Below are 19,022 nucleotides of genomic sequence, written 5' to 3' on the forward strand. Positions count from 1 at the left end.
TCTTATTTATTCAACTGTTTGTGGTTCGTTCTCTGTCTCCACTGAATCTTGTTTCTTCTCTAGTCCAGTAGCAATCTGAGACAACTCTGGACGTAGTGTATGTTTTCCTGCATAACTTTCAATCAGTTCTTTCACATCAATCCCAGATGTTTCTCTCAGCGTTTCTTGCAATGTTGACATCAGGTTCGTCGCGTAAGACGTCACTTTGTTGGCACCGCCTGAGCCTTCCCCGCCACCTGTATCAACGACTGTAATTTTATCGATATTACCAAGTGGACTCGCAAGTTCTTTTGCGTATTCTGGCATCATGCGCACAACCATGTCGAGTACAGCTGCTTGACCATAGTATTCAAAGGCTTCCGCAATTTTTCGTTTTGCCTCGGCTTCTGCAAGACCACGTAATCGGATAATATCAGCATCTGTTTCCCCTTGTGCACGTTCGGCGTCTGCCTTAGCAAGACCGTCTAGTCGAATCTTTTCCGCTTCAGCTTTAGCTAATGACTCAATACGATATTTCTCAGCATCTGCTTGTGCCAGCTCGCGACTTTTTTCTGCTGCCGCATTTTGCTCCACTGCGTAACGATCAGCATCTGCTTTTTTCTTCACTTCCGAATCATATTGCTTCTCACGACGTAAAATTTCTTTTTCTTCTAACTCAATTTGCTTTTGACGTTCAATAATTCGAATCTGCATTTCTTGTTCTGTTACATCTTGTTTTGCACGGGCTGTTTCAAGCTCATAGGCTTGGTCGGCACGAGCTTTTGCAATATCTTGTTCTCTGCGGAATTCTGCAACTTTTAATTGATTTTCTTTTTCAGCCTCAGCAATTTCCGTTGCACGTTCTAACTCTGCCTTTTGTGCTTCTTTTGATGCTTCTGCACGTTTAATACGTGTTTCTTTTTCCGCTTCTGCTGTCGCAATATCCGCATCACGCTTCACTTGCGCAATACGCGGCTTCCCTAGTGAATCTAAGTAGCCATTTTTATCACGGACATCTTTGATCGTGAATGATACGATAATTAACCCCATCTTCGCTAAGTCCTGTGATGCCACACGTTGTACTTCTTGTGAGAACTTATCACGATTTTTATAAATTTCCTCAACTGTCATTGATCCTAAAATTGAGCGTAGGTGTCCCTCTAAAACTTCACGTGCTTCCCCTTCACGCTCCGATTTTTGCTTCCCTAAAAATTGTTCTGCGGCTGTAGCGATTTCCGTAATCGAGCCACCAATTTTAATAATTGCCGTACCATCTGCCATTACAGGAACACCCTGTTCTGTATAAACCTCTGGTGTAGTAACTTCTAATTTACTTGATAATAAACTTAAAGGTTGTGCCTGTTGGAAAACCGGGAATACGAATGTACCGCCCCCACGAATTATTTTGATACGATTTCCTGACTCATCCGTATGTACATTTTTTGAGCCAAGGTAACTACCTGTAACAATTAATGCCTCATCTGGACCTGCCGTACGGTACTTAGTGATATATAGTGCTACGATAGCGATTAAAACAAATACAACAATTCCTACAACAATCAAAATTCCTGTCATCCCTGTCATCTAAATCTCTCCTCTATTATATAAATTTCTTTTCATACTCCCTGACGAATAACGTACCTTCCTTAACTTCCACAATCAAAACCGTTGTATCATAATCGATTGCTTCGTTGTCAAAACCTGTTGCACGTTTAGAAATCATGCCACTTGCTGATTCGATTACGACCTCTCCAAAGCCGTCTATCGGAATCGGTACTATGACCTTCCCTAATTGACCGCCAAGTGATTCTTCGGTATAAGCAAGCGAGACATCAGCTGATTTTAACGGTACTAGAATGAATAGATAGAAAAGAGTGCTTAAAATGGCACCGAGAATAAAAGCAACGACGATATTCATGCCACTAGAAAGCCATGCAAGCTTCTCCAATATATAGCCAGCTGCAGCCATCATCGTGATAAATGATAAAATGACACTCGGATTTAAAATGGGTAGTCCTTCACCAATGCCCTCTGCGACATCCCCAAAAAACATGTACAAAATTGTTCCTAGACCGACAAAAATTAAAACAACCAAATATATTTGCTCCAGCGAATAGCCAAATAGCGTCAAATTGTTTCACCCCTTTCATCGCGTTACTTACTATACGGATGAACTCACCGTTAGGTTTCAAAATTATTAATATTTTCAAACAATTAAAGTGATACTACTTCTTAAACGTTGTATCTTTGTCATAACAAGTATATTTTTTACAATCAACTAGAAATTCTACAATTTACATAGATCTTGTGATTTTTGCCGATGACCCTCTTCACTTTTTACAAATACTTCCGATATATTTACTAAAATCAGGAGGGGTTACTTAATGAAAATTCATCCGTCAATAGATACATTTTTACCCCAAAAAACCTCACAGACAAATACTCCAAAAACAACAGAAATAATTGCAGATGAAGAAAATGCAATAAAAGATCCTGCTGCTATTCTAAAAGAATCAATTCAAAAGCAGTTATCTGAAATGCAGGAAGCGAAGATAAAAACGGGTGAAGGTAACTCGAAAGCCGAGCGTATTATCAGTAAATTTAACAGCGGAAAAAAATTATCAACTGAGGAACTTAGCTATCTCATAAAACACGCCCCAGCAAGTGTGGACCGTGTATTACGTATTTCTGCGGAACGCGAGCAAACTGAATTGATGATGCGCATGGCTCGCACGAAAGTCAGCACAATGCAAGTGCCCTTGCTAACTATTGATGGCATTAGAAAATCTGACTCGACAGCTGGAGATGCCCTCGTTCGCACAAATCAGCTACAAGATTCTGTCAAAGAATTTCAAAAAACAAAAGAATATCAAGAAAAACCTGCGACAGATTTTGATTATAGGAAGAAAAAGAAATCCAGCTCAAAAAAAACACCTTACCAACCATCTCCCTTATTATGGGCAGCAGCTCATCATGCCTATCAAAATGGAAAGAAATATAAACTTTAAAAATACAAATGACGATTTTTTCCTTTGTGTTTTTTATTCAAGGAGAAACATGTAATATTAGTAGGAAGGGGAAATTGCATGAAATTTCCAAGGGTCATTAACTATACAGTACTTGCAATTTTCACCTTCATGGTAATTATCGATTTTTTTCCGTCGATAGCATTTGCTGATGTAATTTCTAAAAAAGTCATTTCCGCCATGTTTATTGCACTTATTATTTTGCAGCTTGTGGTGACAAAAGGGCGAGAAGATAAACTCTCACTAAAACAGCGTCTTAGTTTAACAATTTATATCATTGGCTTGTGGATTACGCTTACATTGCTAGGTGGTCATTCACAAGTTGGACTATCTTTAAACAGTCCAATGTTTTATTTCGCTATGATACTGCTCGCTTACGATTTACTACGCATATATCGCCAATCGAAAAATAAAAACAATAAAAGCATGCCAAGCTAAAATACTCTCATTAAAAGAGTACTAATAGCGGCATGCTTTTTTTATGATTCTAGCGCTTCTAATATTTGGTCTAACTCGTGTACAGCATGATCCAAACGTTCTTTCGCTTCGACATTTTGCTGCTTTAATTCATTTAGCTCTAGTAACTTTTTCTCATACTTAATTTTTACATTTGAAAACCGTTCGATTCGTGCTTCTACTTTTTCAATCGCCTGCTCACAAACTGATTTCCATAGTTTTTCATTGTGCTGCATCTCTATAGTGGATGGATTATGCATCCGCAATATACGCGCTTGAACTACCTCAATATGCTCTAACAATTCCGTATAAAAATGGCGCTCCACACGCGTCGTCTGAAATGTTGGATGCTCTGCATCATTGGCATAAGGGCTAAGTTGGCGCAATAATTTCCCTGAATTTTCTACAAATGCATGTGATAAATCTAGTACATTCATTGATTGTAATAATAGTAGAATTTCTTCTAGATTAATGAGTTGTGCTTCAATACTTTCTTTTGATTTCAATGACTCTGTATAACGTCGATCAAAATGTTCAATTTCCCCAGTGCGATGTTCCACCAGATGTTCACTTGCGTTTTCTTTTAAACTTTTAATATAGCGAATAGCATGATCTCGTAATTCGTCCGATGAAAGCATTTTTTCTTCAGCGTGAGGTTTGCTTCGCTGCACATAAGCAAATGCATCCATTTTTTTGGAGCACTGATTTTCAGTCATTTCTTCAGACACATTATAGCGTATTAAAATTCCGTGCATTTTTACATCCTCCAAGTTCCAATCAAATTCGCCCCAGAAAATTTGTCGCTGTCACTACACGTAAGCGCAGAAACCATTGCATCCAAATTTTGAATTGTGCCAAAACTATTCAAAATCTGTGACATCCACCGGAGGCTTTAATTTTATTCAGCCTATTGTTTGAAATAAAATTTAAGCATATCTTTAAAAAACATAAATCTAACACCAAATTTTTTCAAGTAATTTACCTCTAATCTCCTAAATTTCTTAATTTGGTATCCACGTGATTTATTTTTTATAATTATTACAAGTGAATCAATTTCATAATTCATATTTCCATCAACAAATACGAACATTATAAAGATAAAAAATATGATTATTCGCATCGTTACGCTACAGGCGGACGCTTTCCGCGGGCAAGCACCGAGCCGCTTCCCTCGCTACGCTCAGTCCAGGGTCTCGGTTCGCTTGCTTTTCCCGCTGGAGTCGCCGCCTTTCGCTCCACTTAAATGTTCGTGGTTCTTCTTAGAAAAACTATTTATGAAATTTCAAGTCTACTAAAAAATACTGTTCATGATCGATAATGACCGTAGAACCAACCCTACTTTGATAATAAATCAGAAATCCGAAGAAAGATATGTTTGATAGTTAATTTCTTTTACTATCAAACATGTTGAGTACTCATTTTCACTTCATTCTTTATTATACAAGTTCCTCTCCCTCACCTACCCATTTTTCATAAAGTGTTTCAAGTTGCTGCTCTAACTTTCGTCGCTGTTCGTCTGCAAGTGTCGATTCTTCTAACCTTTTTTCAAGCTTTTCGATTTGCTCTTCTAAAGAGATTTCTTTTGCAAGTCTTCCTTTCTTAACTGGCACATTGACCGCCAGTTGAATTTGTTCTTGCGTTTGACGCTTCATCTTAGCCCATTCATAGTCGCCATCGTACATCGTAATTTGTTCATGCTCAATCCATGCAATTCTCGTGAAGATCTTTTGGAGAAAATATCGATCATGAGACACCCCAATAATCGTTCCTTCAAAGGAGTCTAACGTATCTTCAAGCACCTCTCTAGACTCAATATCTAGATGATTGGTCGGCTCATCAAGTACTAGTAAATTGATGTCTTCATGCATAAGCTGTGCCAAACGCAGTCGCATTTTTTCACCGCCACTTAAATCATTTACTCTCTTGAACACATCATAGCCATAAAATAAAAACTGTGCGAGCATATGTCGGGCTTCTGCTTCAGATACAAGAACACACTCACGAAAGGCATCAATTAATCGAATCGTTGGATTTTCTTGTTCAAATTGTTGTGAGAGATAACCGATTTTCACATTACTGCCGATTTTAGAAAAGCCACTATCCGGCTCAATTTCTTGTAAAATCATTTTAAGTAATGTAGATTTACCACTGCCATTGTCACCAATAATCGCTAATCGATCCCCAAAATAAACCGATAAATGACTATCCTTAAATAAAGTTTTTTCAAATGCATGTCTGATATCCTTCATTTGAACAACTTCTTTGCCACTCCGCTCAGCCATCATTAATGCTAAATTCATTTTCTTTGTAGTCGCTGGCTTTTTTACACGCTCAATGCGCGCTAACGCTTTTTCCATATTTTTCGCCCGACGATGTAAAGACTCACTTGGTGGATTTGCTTCATTCGCCCACTGCTTTAAGCGTTTAATTGCTTCCTGCATTTTTTTAATTTTCTTCTGCTGTTCCTCAAATTCAGCGAATTGCTGTTCAATCTTCGCTTCTTTCTGTGCAACAAAAGCATCATAGTTTCCAATATATGTGCAGGCAGTTCCATCCTCAATTTCGATGATTTTTTGCGCCATTCTATTCATAAATTGACGATCATGCGATACAACTATCACAATACCGGTAAAGTTTTGCACATAATTTTCAAGCCATTCAATCGCATTCATATCTAAATGATTGGTAGGTTCATCTAATAACAAGATAGATGTATTCTTCAACAAAATTTGTCCTAGCATGACCTTTGTCTTTTCCCCACCACTCAATTTTGAAAAAGATTGTTCAAGTAGATGAGCAATACCAATGCCATTTGCAATAGTAGCAAGCTGAGCATCAATTTCATAACCACCACACTGCATAAATTGTTCCTGAACATGACCGTATTGTTGTAATACTTTAGTGTTAATACTCTCTAGCTGCATTTCCCGTTCTAACTGTGACATCTTTGCTTTCAAAGCAAAAATTTCTGTAAATGCCTCTTCTAACACTTCTTTCACCGTAAGTGATGGATAATAAGGTATTTGATGGAGATACCCAATTGTCGCCTCTTTACTTTTAATAATACGCCCCCCATCAGGTATTCCATTTCCTGATAAAAGCTGTAAGAGTGTCGTTTTCCCACAACCATTTGCACCAACAATGGCCACATGTTCACTATGATTTACCTCCAATTGAAGCCCTTCGAATATTACATTTCCACCCAATACTTTTTGTATGTTTTCTGCCTTTATTTGCATCGTTTTTCCCTCCGTAAAGCGAGCGAAAAGAGCATTTTTTAACACAAAAAGACCGCTCCATTAACAAGCAGTCTTTTTCTGAAATCCTATTGTGAAAAAGAATGGCTAATCCGCTACGTTTATTATTTAATTTTGCTAAAAATGAACAGACCTGTCCCGTCAGTCGCAAAATCAAAAATAATTACACGTGCAAAATACATAGCTTTATCGTCTTTCACACCTGTTCCAGTAGCGTTTTGATTCATCCCTTCTCACCTCCGTTCATCATAATTAGTTCTATAATATCACACTATAAACAATTTAGAAAAGTTTAACAATTTATTTTCCGAAAATTTACACTTTCTATTAATTTAAAATATACAAACGTTTGAAATGGTTATATACTAGTAAAAATAGCATTTTCTAACTAATATAGTTGTTTTATGTAGCAAAAAACGAATTTGCAGTAAGTTCAATTAGTTTTGGCTTACTGCTTATTTATGCGCAAAAAATTTGGAGGGGCTTCGATGAAAAATCTAAGTATGCAGAACAAATTAAGTATGTTGATTGTTGCAATAATCATATTTGTACTTCTTGCAATTGGCGTCGTTAATACAATGGAAGTAAAAAATACGCTAACAGCAGAATACAATGCACGTCTCGGTCAAATATTTGCATTAAATGAATTTAATTTTGAGCAAACATTACCTGGAGAATGGCACCTAGAAAATGGCGAACTATTTAAAGGCGATGCTAAGATCACAGACGAAACAGCTTTAATAGACAAGCTAGGTGAACTATCTCATGCTGCTATTACCATTTTCGTTGGCGACACACGCGTCAATACAAACATCAAGATCGATGGGGAGCGCTCGACTGGCACAACAGCAGACCCCGTCGTTACAAAAGCCGTGCTAGAGCAAGGTAAAAATTATAACGGTAATGCTGAGGTAGTTGGTCAACCATACCTAACACAATACCAACCGATAAAAAACAAAAAAGGGGAAACGATAGGTATGCTATTTGCAGGCATCCCTTCCTCTGAAATAAGTGCGATTGTACAAAAAATGCAACTAAAAATGACAGCCATTGCCATCATTGCTGCAATTATCGCCATCATCGCTGGCACCCTATTTATCCGTGGCATTGTAAAGCCACTAAAGCGACTAATCGTTCAACTTGAAACGATTTCTGCCGGGAAAGGTGATTTAACAAAGCAGCTTAATGTTTCTACTAAAGATGAAATTGGTGCACTTGCAAATGCCTTTAACGCAATGCTCGCCACATTACGCACGATGATGTGTGATGTGAATAATACTGCATCACAAGTATCAGCCTCATCGGTAGAGCTATCTACTACAGCTGGCTTAGCCACAGCAACAACCCAACAGATGAATGCAAACATGGAACAACTAGCTAGCGGTGCAAATACACAAAAATATAGCGCTACTGAAAACGCTGAGGTAATGGAAGATATCGCCGTTGGTATTCAGCATGTCACAGAAGCAAACGCGGACGTCTCAAATTATGTATCCGTTACTTATGACACTGCAAAGCACGGCGAGGAAACTATTCAAGCCATGCAAGCTCAAATGATTGCGATGACGAAAGCTGTACATGACAGTACGAACTCGATTAACGCTCTTAACCTCCATGCTGATGATATTGAAAACATCGTCAAAGCCATCCATGCCATCGCCGACCAAACAAATTTACTAGCACTTAATGCGTCAATAGAAGCTGCACGTGCAGGTGAACATGGCAAAGGTTTTGCCGTTGTAGCCGCGGAAGTACGCAAACTAGCTGAACAATCTAAAACCTCTGCAGCACAAATTACTGAGACAATTCACAAAATGCAACATCTCTCTAAAGAAGCGCGTGAACATATGCAACAAAGTGAGCAGGAAGCGTCTTCAAGTGTCGATATCGTCCAGACCGTAAGCACTGCATTTAGTGAAATCACAACAAAAGTATCATCCGTAACAAGCAAAATTCAGGAAGTGTCTAGTATTGCGGAAGAACTTTACGCGCGCATCGAAGAGGCAAATGCCTCTACACAATTAATGGCAGAAATCGCAAACGATGCTGGCCAACAGGCAAATACCGTTACCGAAATTGCCAATACAAATTTGCAATCCATGGAAGACATTAATGAAGCCGCAGAACAGTTAGCAAAGAACGCGGAAAATCTCCACACGTTAATCCATCAATTTAAATATTAGGCAAAAAGGTTATTCAATCTTCAGCAAAGCTGACATTGAATAACCTTTCTTTAATTACCTCAATTTCGATGTAACGCCGTTATTCTTGTTAAGTGTTGCTCATAATAATTAAATCTTATAATGGCTCTACACCATATTATGTGCTTGCGACTTGCCCACTCCCTTTCCGCGGGCAAGTCGTGGGATTCGTCTGCTCCAAACAACGCTACTATTAAAGACAAGTACAGATTACGGTAAAGAGCCCTGATAGTAGCACAAAAAACACTTTCAATAAGCAAAGATTTATATATTGTGAGTTTTATAGATTATTTGTATTTTAAATATACAAACAAATTAAGTAGTTATATACTATCTATAAATACAAAAAATTTCCAACTAAGGGTTTTCATTTAGTTAAATATACATTGACATGGCAGTAAATATTAATTAGCTTAAACTTATTGCCTACTTATGCGCAAAAAATCAGGAGGTCGTCTATGAAAAATTTAAGTATGCAAAAGAAATTAAATGTACTGATTGTGACAATTATCACTTTTGTAATTATTGCTATAGGTCTAGTCAATACAAGTGAAATGAAAAACACGCTAGAAAAAGAATACAATGCGCGCCTTGGAAAAATTTTCGCATTAAGTGAATACAATATAGAGCAAACCTTTCCTGGAGACTGGCATTTACAAGAAGGCGAATTGTATAAAGGTGATGTTAAAATCGCAGACGAAACAGCTTTAATAGACAAGCTAGGACAATTATCCGATGCAGCGATTACCATTTTCGCAGGCGAAACACGTGTCAATACGAATATTACAGTCGATGGCGAGCGTTTAGTTGGCACAACAGCCGATCCTGCCGTCACAAAGGTAGTACTAGAACAAGGTAAAAACTATAACGGTACTGCTAAGGTTATCGGTGAGCCCTACTTAACACAATATCACCCAATTAAGAATGGACACGGCGAAACAATTGGGATGCTATTTGCTGGTGTTCCTTCTGCAGAAATTAATGCGCTTGCACAAAAAATGCTACTCAAAACGGCTGTCATCGCACTGATTTCTGCGATTATCGCTGTTTTTATCGGCACACTTTTTGTCCGTAGCATTGTAAAACCCTTGAAACGATTAATCGTCCAGCTAGATACGATTTCTTCTGGAAATGACTCTACTCAGCGACTAGAGATTACATCTAAAGATGAAGTTGGAGCACTTGCTAATGCCTTTAATGAAATGCTTACCACATTACGTACTTTAATGCGTAACGTCAAGGAAACAGCAACACAAGTGTCAACTTCTTCAACAGAACTTTCCGCAACAGCAAGCTCAGCTACAGCAACAACAAAAAAAATGACTACTAGTATGCAACAACTGGCAAGCGGTGCCAATACGCAAAAGCTGAGTGCCAACGAAAACGCGGAGACAATGACAGATATTGCAAGTGGCATAAACCTTGTCACAGAAGCCAATGAAGAAGTTTCTACATATGTCACTGATGCATTTAACACTGCAAAGCATGGCGAAGAAACCGTGCTAGCAATGCAAGCACAAATGAGCTCGATGACGAACGTTGTACATAATAGCACTGTTTCGGTTACTACTCTTAATGCGCACGCTGATGATATTGGAAAAATTATCGAGGTCATTCACGCCATAGCCGACCAAACAAATTTATTAGCACTTAATGCGTCCATAGAAGCGGCACGTGCTGGCGAACACGGTAAGGGATTTGCCGTTGTTGCCGAAGAAGTTCGTAAGCTGGCCGAACAATCCAAAACTTCTGCCGCACAAATTGCCTCAACTATTTACACGATGCAACAGCTCTCAAAGGAAGCGAGCGAGCATATGCTACAAAGTGAGCAGGAAGCAACCGCTAGTGCCAATGTCGCGCACACTGCTAGCATTGCATTCGGTGAAATCACAACAAAAGTAACACTCGTGACTAGCAAAATCCAAGAGGTGTCCAGTATTGCGGAAGAACTTTACGCTCGTATTGAGCAGGTAAATGCCTCAACACAAATGGTAGCTAAAATCGCAACTGACGCTGGGCATCAGGCAAATTCTGTTACCCAAATTGCCGATACAAATCTACAATCAATGGAAGACATTAATGACGCCGCAGAACAACTATCCAAGAACGCGGAAAATCTCCACACGTTAATCCATCAATTTAAATATTAGGCAAAAAGGTTATTCAATCATCAGTAAACTGATATTGAATAACCTTTCTTTAATCACCTCAATTTCGATGTAACACTGTTATTTCTTGTTAAGCCCCGATCAATTACAGCCAAACCACCCTTGTAAATGGCTCAATAACTATTAAATCTTTAGACGTTAAAGTATGTTCTACTTTGATGACAGTAAAAATAACCACCCCGACTCGTGCAACAATCACGATGATTTTCGTTTTTCTATCAATACATTTCCAATGCGAACTAGTTCCATTAAGCCTCTTCTAAAGCTGGTTACTTTCAATGCATTAATCCCTCATTATGTTTTCCTGTAACTTGTTCAATTTGTATTTCAAATAATTCAATTTTAGGTAAGACTGGATAACCTTCCTTTTCAAATCTCCATTTAGGATCACCGTATTTTTCTAACAAACGATCAAAGAACCACTCTTTCTTTGAATCATCAGTTATATGCTTTACTGTACCGAACAGTACAACGCTTGTATAAACTAATGCAGACTGGCAAGCATACTTTTTACCAGGATGTAAAGCACCCGTCTCACTTACTTCGATACTAATTTGAGAATTACTTTTAATATTCGTCCAAAAATGACTTTCGCGTATATTTCCAATATGAAGATATAGTTTATCTTCCCCTTCATACACATAAACAAATGGAATTACATATGGAAATCCATCTTCTCCAACCGAAGCAACATGTGCAACTTGTCCAGTTTTTAAAAATTGGAGTGCTTCTTCTTTCGATATTTCCACTCTCTTATTTCCGATCAAACCACGCATCTTACTCCACTCCTCTAATGTCATAAATGTTCTTACTGTTTAGCTAATCAATTTTTTGTATACAATCTCTTTTGAAAATTGAAATACTTAAACATACATTCATAATACATCTTTAACATCCAAAATGGAATAGTTTGTTAAAATGTTACTAATATATAGAAACTTTATGAAAAATACTTTTTTCATACTTCTGATCTGTCATCGTGGAATATATGAAACAACCATAATTTCGTTTTATACATAGCCAACCTATGCTCTCAATTTCTGCACAAAAAACTTTACCATTGGTACAATCAAAATCGACACTACTAGGACTCGGAAAAGCTGAAACGCTGTAACAATCGTGACGTTCGCATGTACTGAAGCAGCGATAATGCCCATTTGGTCGAGCCCACCTGGTACAATGCTTAAAAAGCCCGTCCCGAAATCAAGTCCATATAATGCCTCCATTACAAACGTAAAACCATATGCTGCGCCAATAAAAATACCCGCTGATACAAACGCATAAAAAATATGCCGCTTCGATAAATGCAAATCTTCTTTTTTCAACAGAAGCCCAATATAAATGCCAATTACAAGCTGCGCTATATGTAGTAGAGACATCGGCATCTTTGGCACATCAACTCCTGCTAGATTCAAGCCCATCAGTAAAAAGACCGGGCCAAGCATGTAGCCAGTCGGAATCTTTCCCTTTTGCGCAAGCCACCCTGCCATACCACAAACAGCAAGCACCCCAACAAGCCCCCAAGTATAATGCCCGTCCTCTGTAATGCTTCCTACATTCGTACCAGCCACTATTAAAGGTACAAAGCTAACTATGAGTAGCACACGCAGTACTTGGTAAAAAGTAATCGCAGCAATATCCATACCCCCCTGCTCCTCAGCATATGCCACAATCTGTGTCATACCGCCTGGCACACAGCAAGTCAAAGCCGTCGCCAAATCTAAATCCGTGCGCTTAGCGACTAAAAAACTAATGCCGATAAATAACAAAATAAAGAGGATATTCAGCACAATCATACTTCCAAGATACTGTTTAATATCATGGAGCGCTTGAGGCGTAAATGCATAGCCAATTGAATAACCTGCAACGACTAAACCAAAATCACGAAAGAATTTATGCCATTTCAACTGCACTGTCGTAAATAACTGTACACAAAGCACAGCTGCTATCGCGCCAAGCAGCCAAGCCATCGGAATATGTAAAAAACGAAAGAGTAATACACCCAGAAAACCAACTATTAACGTAAGGAGCATAGTTTTATAATCCTTATTCACCTACACCAATCCTTTACGATAGAATAGTTCTATTATGCATGGAAAAAAGTACTTTTTCTAGCGACTACATTCCATGCACTACATCTGCTGAAAACAACCTGTTACAAATCATTTTTAACCACTTATCAAGCTATGTGTATTATCCAAAATTTTCTATGTTACATTTACATTAACGGAAGGAGGCCCCTAATGAAAATCCATTTAACGATTAATAGTGAGCTTCAAGAAACTGAAATTCACATCCATGCAAAAGAGTATAACGATCAAATTGAAAAACTAATGAAGCAATTACAAGCGACACAATCGTCGATCATTGACGGCTACTTACAGCAGGAAATTCACATGTTGAAAATTAATGATATTTATTCTATTTATGCGGAAGGTTCGAAGGTCTTTTTACAGACTGAAGAGCAGGAGTTTGAATCGAAGCGCAAATTGTATGAGTTAGAAGATCAATTGGCCAAAGATTTTGCACGTGTCAGTAAATCGACCCTTGTTAACATCAATAAAATTGCCTCCATTCAAATGGGCAAAATAGGCTCGACAGAATTAGTGCTCGATAACGATGTCTCTATTCATGTCAGTCGTAAATATTTAAAAGAGTTAAAACGTCAATTGGGTATTGGGAGGGAATTATAATATGCAAGTTTTACGTATGGTAATCATCGGTTTACTCATCTCTCTAAGTTCTTCCTATGTGGTTATGTCGCTAAGTGTGTTTTCTGAACCGAACGCAGTGATGACAGGTGCAGATTTACTTAAGCAAGTCGCAATTGCAGCTGTAATGGGCATAGTCATTGGTCTTATTACACTTATCTTAGAATCAGAACGCTTACCGTTTACGATTCTATTATTCATTCACTTTATTGCCATTACCATATGTGTGTTAACAGCTGGTTATATCGGCGAATGGTATGATATTTCAGATCTCTCTACGGTTGCAGGTGTCCTTCTTTCTATGGTCATCATTTATATACTCACTTGGTGTATTATCTATGTGTTATTGAAGCTAGATATTAAGGAAATGAATAAATCCATTCAAAAGAGAAGAGGGACCCTTTGATGACATTTGCTATCCAAGTTGAAAATTTACGAAAGCAATATGGTGCACACGAAGCAGTTAAAGGCGTCTCCTTTAACGTCAACAAAGGTGAACTTTTTGCCTTTTTGGGAGCTAACGGTGCAGGTAAATCGACGACTATTGAAATTTTATGTACCTTACTTAAAAAAACAAGTGGGACTGTTCGCATTAACGATTTCACACTCGATACTAAAAATGATAATGCCGATATACGTAAATCCATCGGTGTCGTCTTTCAGCAAAGCTTACTCGACGAACGGCTCACAGTCTATGAAAATATCATTCATCGTGGCAAGACATATGGTTTAACAAAGGCTGAGCTCACTGCTAACTATCAGTTCGTCTCCACGTATCTCCACCTAGAGGATATTGAAAAGAAAAAATACGGCACATTATCTGGTGGACAAAAACGTCGTGCAGATATTGCGCGTGCCCTAATCCATAAGCCACAAATTTTATTTTTAGATGAGCCTACAACTGGACTTGATCCACAAACACGACAGTTCGTATGGCAAGCCATCAAGAAATTACAACAAGAAACTAATATGACCATCTTTTTAACAACACACTATATGGAGGAAGCGGCTGTCGCTCATCAAGTCATTGTCTTAAAAAACGGCCAAATCGTCGCACAAGGCACACCAGATGCACTCAAAACGACATACGCATACGACCAAATGGCATTAGTATTTCACAACGAAACAGACGGTGAAAAGTGGCTCCTTGAAAATGGGCTACCATACATCGAAAAACAAGGGATTTATACCATCAAGGTTGACTCTACACTAGATGCACTAACATTACTGAAAAAGGCTGAGCCCCTATTAGTATCCTTTGAGGTCATTAAAGGGACGATGGATGATGTCTTTATTCACATTATGGAAGATGGAGGGGTTGCCGAATGAACGCATTTCTTAGTTTAGTTAGTCGCAATAACAAAGTATTTCGCCGAGATAAAACTCAAGTCTTTTTCTCACTATTATCCGTTATCATCGTCATTGCCCTCTACGCAATCTTCCTACAAAAGATGCAAATTGACGCTATTGAACAGGTAGCAAAGGCGACACCTGAGATGGTGACAATGGTCAATGAATGGCTCGTAGCTGGACTTTTATCGATGATGGCTGTGACAACCACCCTTGCCGCCTTCGGAATTACTGTAAAGGATATCGAAACGAAGGCAACAGCAGACTTTTTAACCGCTCCTGTATCCAGAGCTACAATACAACTCAGTTATGTTGCAAATGCTTTTCTGATTGGGCTTGCCTTCTCCTTTGTCGCACTGATTGGCTGTGAAATTTTCATCGTTGCAACTGGCGGCAGTTTACTCAGTTTTGCTAATTTTTTTAAAGTTTTTGCTATCTTACTATTATCTGTCACATTAGCAAGTATTTTTAATGTTTTCCTTGTGCAGTTTGTCAACACACAAAATGCTTTTTCAACACTAGGCACACTTCTTGGTACAGGAATCGGCTTTTTATGTGGTGTTTACGTACCAGTTGGCGTGCTACCTAGCTTTGCACAAAACCTAGTTATGTACTTCCCAATCAGCCATACTACGGTGCTTTTGCGAGATGCCTTTATGCAAAACTCCATTACGACTGTTTTCGAAGGCGCGCCATCTTCAACAGTCGAAGCATACAAAGTCAATTATGGCGTTATCTACGACATTAACGGACATTTACTAAGTTCTACGACCAGCATCATAATCATTCTAGTATCAATTGTCGTGCTAGCCACTTTGTCGATCATGATTTTCAAAAAGAAAAATAAATAACCAGGCGTGTTCATTAAGGAATAATTGTATGGTTATTTTTCGTTTTCTCTCATAATTTCTGTGAAAAATAACCATATTATTAATGCCAACTTTATAGATTGTAGCGGAGGGCTACTCGACTCCCGCGGGAAAGCGAGACAGGCGAGACCCTGCACGGAGCAACGCGGAGGAAGCGGCTCGGCGCTCGCCCGCAGGAAAGCGAGTAGCCCGTAGCGGAAATCCACCTTTTCTATTATTTACGTTTGGTAAAATTAGTTAATCAATACACATGATAAATAACATTATTTGCAAAAGAAAAAAGCATGTCTACGGCATCCATTCAGTGGCTGTTTTCCAAAGACATGCTTTTATTTTTTTATGCTATATTTCAACTGCTCAAAGCGACAGTAAAGAATTAAGCTTGATGTACCGTTTTTATATGAAGAAGATTGAAATATATAGGATTCATTCTCGCTGTTTGAAACTCAACGATGTGTCCTTTAACATTATTCATTCTTCCAATAAAATTATTTTTTTCTCCTTGATTAAATACGAGAAATTTACCTTTCAATGTGTCAATTTGTGTCTCGAACGTTTTTGATAATGCTTCATTGAAAGGTTGAATTGGAAATTCGGCAGCTGATAGTTTATATGGGGATAGATTATCAGTATATGGAATGAGCCATTTCAAATGCTCGGTTTTAATATACATCGTTTTATAAATAGGGGATTGAAATACAAAATAATCACTCATAATATTAGAAATATAACCATGTAGTGCCTGATTACCAGTCACATAGATTTCAGAGTAAATGCCTACAGCATGTGAAAGCACTTTTTCTAAGGTCAATTCATCCTTGTTATTCAAAACAATATCAGGGTTTTCTGTTGGCATTATAATGTTATTCTCATTATAATCATCCACTTTCAATTCATGGATATGACTATTAGGGATGTAATAATAATCTTCGCCGTTGTACAGGACAATCATATCACTACCCGAATCAACAATTATTCCTTTAAGTACTTTTTTTCCTGATATATACAATTTCACTGTTTCTTTATTAAGATTCTGAATCATTTTATTCAATTTCTCACTCCTTTACAGTTGAATAGTACACATACCCACATATAATCTAAGTAAAGTTGCAAAAAAGCCAATTGGAATATCAAGGAACTTTAGTGCGTCCATCAATCCAGTCCTCACTCTACTGCTTTGAAAAATAAAGCGATACTTTCAATTGTAATTCCATTTGGCAATACTGCTAAAAACCTACTCTTGTCACAAATAAGACTAGTAAGTAAATCTTAAACGTATTCCAGGTCATATTCCTCATAAATGTCATGTGCATCAACCGAGGGTAGTAAGAGAAATAGTTGAAATTTATTTAAGCATAGTACTTCATAAAAATAGGAATACCTTTAAAGAGAAAAACGCAGCTACAATAACCCATTTGCCGGATTATCTTCTTCTATTTCTAGAATTATTATCATTGTCTTTTGAGCCTTTGTCTTTATTTTCATTTTTCTCATCATTCGCATTGTCACTCTTAACGCCATAGCTAATGTTACGCACATGATACATAGCAAGACGGATGATTTCATCTTTCGAGATAATCGTTATAAAATCATCGCTAACCTCATCCATAATCCCTTCTAACGCTTCTGGACCACCACGATTTACTTTAACCCACTGATGTTTTAACCCACCTACAACTGTTTTAAAATCTGGAGCAATGGAAAACTCGAAATTTTCAGGAATCACAACATTAAATTCCATGCCATCTTTCGAATTGACTGTAATACTCTTAATATGCTGCGTTCTATAGTAAACGACACCATCTTTTTCAGTCAGTAATGCAAAATGATCATCTTCAGCAGACAGTAATTGACCTATACGCGATTCTGGCCCTCCCCGATCTACTCTTATAACTTTATCCTTAAAAGAAAGTAGAAATTCTTTGTTCATTTTTTTGCCCCCTAATTTTATTGTCTTGTTATCTATATGTGTCCTTGAATAATAAACCTATGTCAAATGCCCAATTTGCAAAATTTAGGTTTTACAAAGGATTATCTCTATATAATATGAACGAAATGATGGAACGTGCCTATATTTCAATTCTTCCCCATCGTTGTGACATATCACACAAAAATAGTTAGTCACATCTCATTCCCCAAATATAAAAATGCTTACCCATTGATTTTTATCAAACAATTTGTTATTTTATTTATAAATAAACAAACGTTTTTTATTTATGTTTGTAATAAAGGGGAATCAACATGGATTTAGACCAACTATTTTGGCAAGCATCCTTAGAGGATATAAAAGAGGGTTATACTGAAGAAAATGATCACTATACTTGCTTACTTTGCAGTAAAAAGATTGAAAAAGGCATTATTTATCCACACGAAAATGTCCTTTATGAAGCAGAAAAATTTATGCAACTTCATATCACAACTGAGCACCAGTCCGTTTTTCATTATCTAAATGGCTTAAATAAGAAATTGACTGGCTTAACAGATCATCAAAGTCATATATTGCGTTTATTTTATGAAGGGAAATCAGATTTAGAAATTAAAGAAGAGCTAGAGATTGGTAGTGCAACAACGATTCGTCATCACCGTTTTGCGTTAAAAGAAAAAGAACGTCAAGCAAAGATTTTCCTTGCCATGATGGAGTTATACAAGGAGAAAGATCAAAAAGCCGATACCTTTGTGCCCATCCACAAAACCGCTACTATGGTGGATGAACGCTATGATGTCACGATTTCTGAGGAACAAGAGCTAATCGAAAAGTATTTCCCAAATGGAGTTGGGCAGCAACTTGTACGCTTCCCAAAACGTGAAAAACATAAAATTGTCGTACTACGTGCGATTACGAAATTACTGGACGACTCGAAACAGTATACAGAAAAAGAACTAACCGAAATCATTCAACCAATTTATGAGGACTATGTACAAATTCGTCGTTATTTAATCGAATATGGCTTTATGGACCGCCAAGAAGATGGTAGTGCTTACTGGGTGAAAAAATAAGAAAGTGG

At 37.7% G+C, this 19,022-nt stretch carries 18 protein-coding genes; 9 read left to right on the forward strand and 9 right to left on the reverse strand.

Features of this window, described 5'->3' with window-relative positions; all coding sequences use genetic code 11:
- Positions 1-6: 6 nt before the first annotated feature.
- Both ACIQ2D_RS00930 and ACIQ2D_RS00935 read right to left on the reverse strand, forming a co-directional pair.
- Positions 7-1,563, reverse strand: a complete 1,557-nt coding sequence (locus ACIQ2D_RS00930) for a flotillin lipid rafts scaffold protein FloT (protein WP_402858006.1) — start codon at positions 1,561-1,563, stop codon at positions 7-9.
- Between the two features lie 16 nt (positions 1,564-1,579).
- Complete coding sequence (locus ACIQ2D_RS00935) at positions 1,580-2,110, reverse strand: NfeD family membrane protein (protein WP_402754572.1); 531 nt, start codon at positions 2,108-2,110, stop codon at positions 1,580-1,582.
- A 253-nt stretch (positions 2,111-2,363) separates the two neighbouring features.
- Here ACIQ2D_RS00935 and ACIQ2D_RS00940 point away from each other — a divergent pair, with 253 nt between their 5' ends.
- On the forward strand, positions 2,364-2,987 hold the full coding sequence (locus ACIQ2D_RS00940; protein WP_402858009.1) for a hypothetical protein: 624 nt from the start codon (positions 2,364-2,366) through the stop codon (positions 2,985-2,987).
- A gap of 78 nt (positions 2,988-3,065) precedes the next feature.
- Positions 3,066-3,443, forward strand: a complete 378-nt coding sequence (locus tag ACIQ2D_RS00945; protein ID WP_402858012.1) for a hypothetical protein — start codon at positions 3,066-3,068, stop codon at positions 3,441-3,443.
- A gap of 41 nt (positions 3,444-3,484) precedes the next feature.
- Here the strand turns inward: ACIQ2D_RS00945 and ACIQ2D_RS00950 are convergent, their stop codons facing one another.
- The 3 genes from ACIQ2D_RS00950 to ACIQ2D_RS00960 all read right to left on the reverse strand — a co-directional run bounded on the left by ACIQ2D_RS00950 (position 3,485) and on the right by ACIQ2D_RS00960 (position 6,945).
- Complete coding sequence (locus tag ACIQ2D_RS00950) at positions 3,485-4,216, reverse strand: hypothetical protein (RefSeq protein ID WP_402858015.1); 732 nt, start codon at positions 4,214-4,216, stop codon at positions 3,485-3,487.
- 681 nt (positions 4,217-4,897) lie between these two features.
- Positions 4,898-6,700: a ribosomal protection-like ABC-F family protein gene (gene abc-f, locus ACIQ2D_RS00955; protein ID WP_402858018.1), complete on the reverse strand. Its 1,803-nt coding sequence runs from the start codon at positions 6,698-6,700 to the stop codon at positions 4,898-4,900.
- A 122-nt stretch (positions 6,701-6,822) separates the two neighbouring features.
- On the reverse strand, positions 6,823-6,945 hold the full coding sequence (locus tag ACIQ2D_RS00960; protein WP_402858021.1) for an RAxF-45 family protein: 123 nt from the start codon (positions 6,943-6,945) through the stop codon (positions 6,823-6,825).
- A 261-nt stretch (positions 6,946-7,206) separates the two neighbouring features.
- Between ACIQ2D_RS00960 and ACIQ2D_RS00965 the strand changes: the two genes are divergently transcribed.
- Both ACIQ2D_RS00965 and ACIQ2D_RS00970 read left to right on the forward strand, forming a co-directional pair.
- The gene (locus tag ACIQ2D_RS00965) at positions 7,207-8,901 is read left to right on the forward strand and encodes a methyl-accepting chemotaxis protein (protein ID WP_402858024.1); all 1,695 of its coding nucleotides are present in this window, start codon (positions 7,207-7,209) and stop codon (positions 8,899-8,901) included.
- 476 nt (positions 8,902-9,377) lie between these two features.
- Entirely contained in the window at positions 9,378-11,069 is a 1,692-nt protein-coding gene (locus ACIQ2D_RS00970) for a methyl-accepting chemotaxis protein (RefSeq protein ID WP_402858027.1), read from the forward strand.
- Between the two features lie 293 nt (positions 11,070-11,362).
- Here ACIQ2D_RS00970 and ACIQ2D_RS00975 read toward each other — a convergent pair whose 3' ends face one another.
- Positions 11,363-11,863, reverse strand: coding sequence for a pyridoxamine 5'-phosphate oxidase family protein (locus ACIQ2D_RS00975; RefSeq protein WP_402858030.1), 501 nt, complete (start codon positions 11,861-11,863; stop codon positions 11,363-11,365).
- 249 nt (positions 11,864-12,112) lie between these two features.
- Positions 12,113-13,120: an AbrB family transcriptional regulator gene (locus tag ACIQ2D_RS00980; protein WP_402859172.1), complete on the reverse strand. Its 1,008-nt coding sequence runs from the start codon at positions 13,118-13,120 to the stop codon at positions 12,113-12,115.
- A gap of 210 nt (positions 13,121-13,330) precedes the next feature.
- Between ACIQ2D_RS00980 and ACIQ2D_RS00985 the strand changes: the two genes are divergently transcribed.
- From ACIQ2D_RS00985 to ACIQ2D_RS01000, 4 genes are read left to right on the forward strand one after another with little or no spacing between them, the layout of a single operon-like run.
- On the forward strand, positions 13,331-13,780 hold the full coding sequence (locus ACIQ2D_RS00985; protein WP_402858033.1) for a LytTR family DNA-binding domain-containing protein: 450 nt from the start codon (positions 13,331-13,333) through the stop codon (positions 13,778-13,780).
- Position 13,781: 1 nt separating this feature from the next.
- Positions 13,782-14,204: a DUF3021 domain-containing protein gene (locus tag ACIQ2D_RS00990; RefSeq protein WP_402858036.1), complete on the forward strand. Its 423-nt coding sequence runs from the start codon at positions 13,782-13,784 to the stop codon at positions 14,202-14,204.
- Entirely contained in the window at positions 14,204-15,127 is a 924-nt protein-coding gene (locus ACIQ2D_RS00995; RefSeq protein ID WP_402858039.1) for an ABC transporter ATP-binding protein, read from the forward strand. Before ACIQ2D_RS00990 ends, ACIQ2D_RS00995 begins: the two co-directional genes overlap by 1 nt.
- The gene (locus tag ACIQ2D_RS01000) at positions 15,124-15,999 is read left to right on the forward strand and encodes an ABC transporter permease (RefSeq protein ID WP_402858042.1); all 876 of its coding nucleotides are present in this window, start codon (positions 15,124-15,126) and stop codon (positions 15,997-15,999) included. The genes ACIQ2D_RS00995 and ACIQ2D_RS01000 overlap by 4 nt, the downstream gene beginning before the upstream one ends.
- Positions 16,000-16,393: 394 nt before the next feature.
- Here the strand turns inward: ACIQ2D_RS01000 and ACIQ2D_RS01005 are convergent, their stop codons facing one another.
- Together ACIQ2D_RS01005 and ACIQ2D_RS01010 are read right to left on the reverse strand one after the other, a co-directional pair.
- Positions 16,394-17,059: a DUF2642 domain-containing protein gene (locus ACIQ2D_RS01005; RefSeq protein ID WP_402859175.1), complete on the reverse strand. Its 666-nt coding sequence runs from the start codon at positions 17,057-17,059 to the stop codon at positions 16,394-16,396.
- 381 nt (positions 17,060-17,440) lie between these two features.
- Positions 17,441-17,947 carry a hypothetical protein gene (locus ACIQ2D_RS01010; RefSeq protein ID WP_402858045.1) on the reverse strand — a complete coding sequence of 169 codons (507 nt, stop codon included), beginning with the start codon at positions 17,945-17,947 and terminating at the stop codon, positions 17,441-17,443.
- A 311-nt stretch (positions 17,948-18,258) separates the two neighbouring features.
- Here ACIQ2D_RS01010 and ACIQ2D_RS01015 point away from each other — a divergent pair, with 311 nt between their 5' ends.
- Entirely contained in the window at positions 18,259-19,014 is a 756-nt protein-coding gene (locus ACIQ2D_RS01015; RefSeq protein WP_402858048.1) for a DUF2087 domain-containing protein, read from the forward strand.
- The last annotated feature ends 8 nt before the right edge of the window (positions 19,015-19,022 follow it).

The organism is Lysinibacillus sp. NPDC097287 (genome assembly GCF_044761695.1).
In the GTDB taxonomy this organism is placed as follows: Bacteria; Bacillota; Bacilli; order Bacillales_A; family Planococcaceae; genus Lysinibacillus.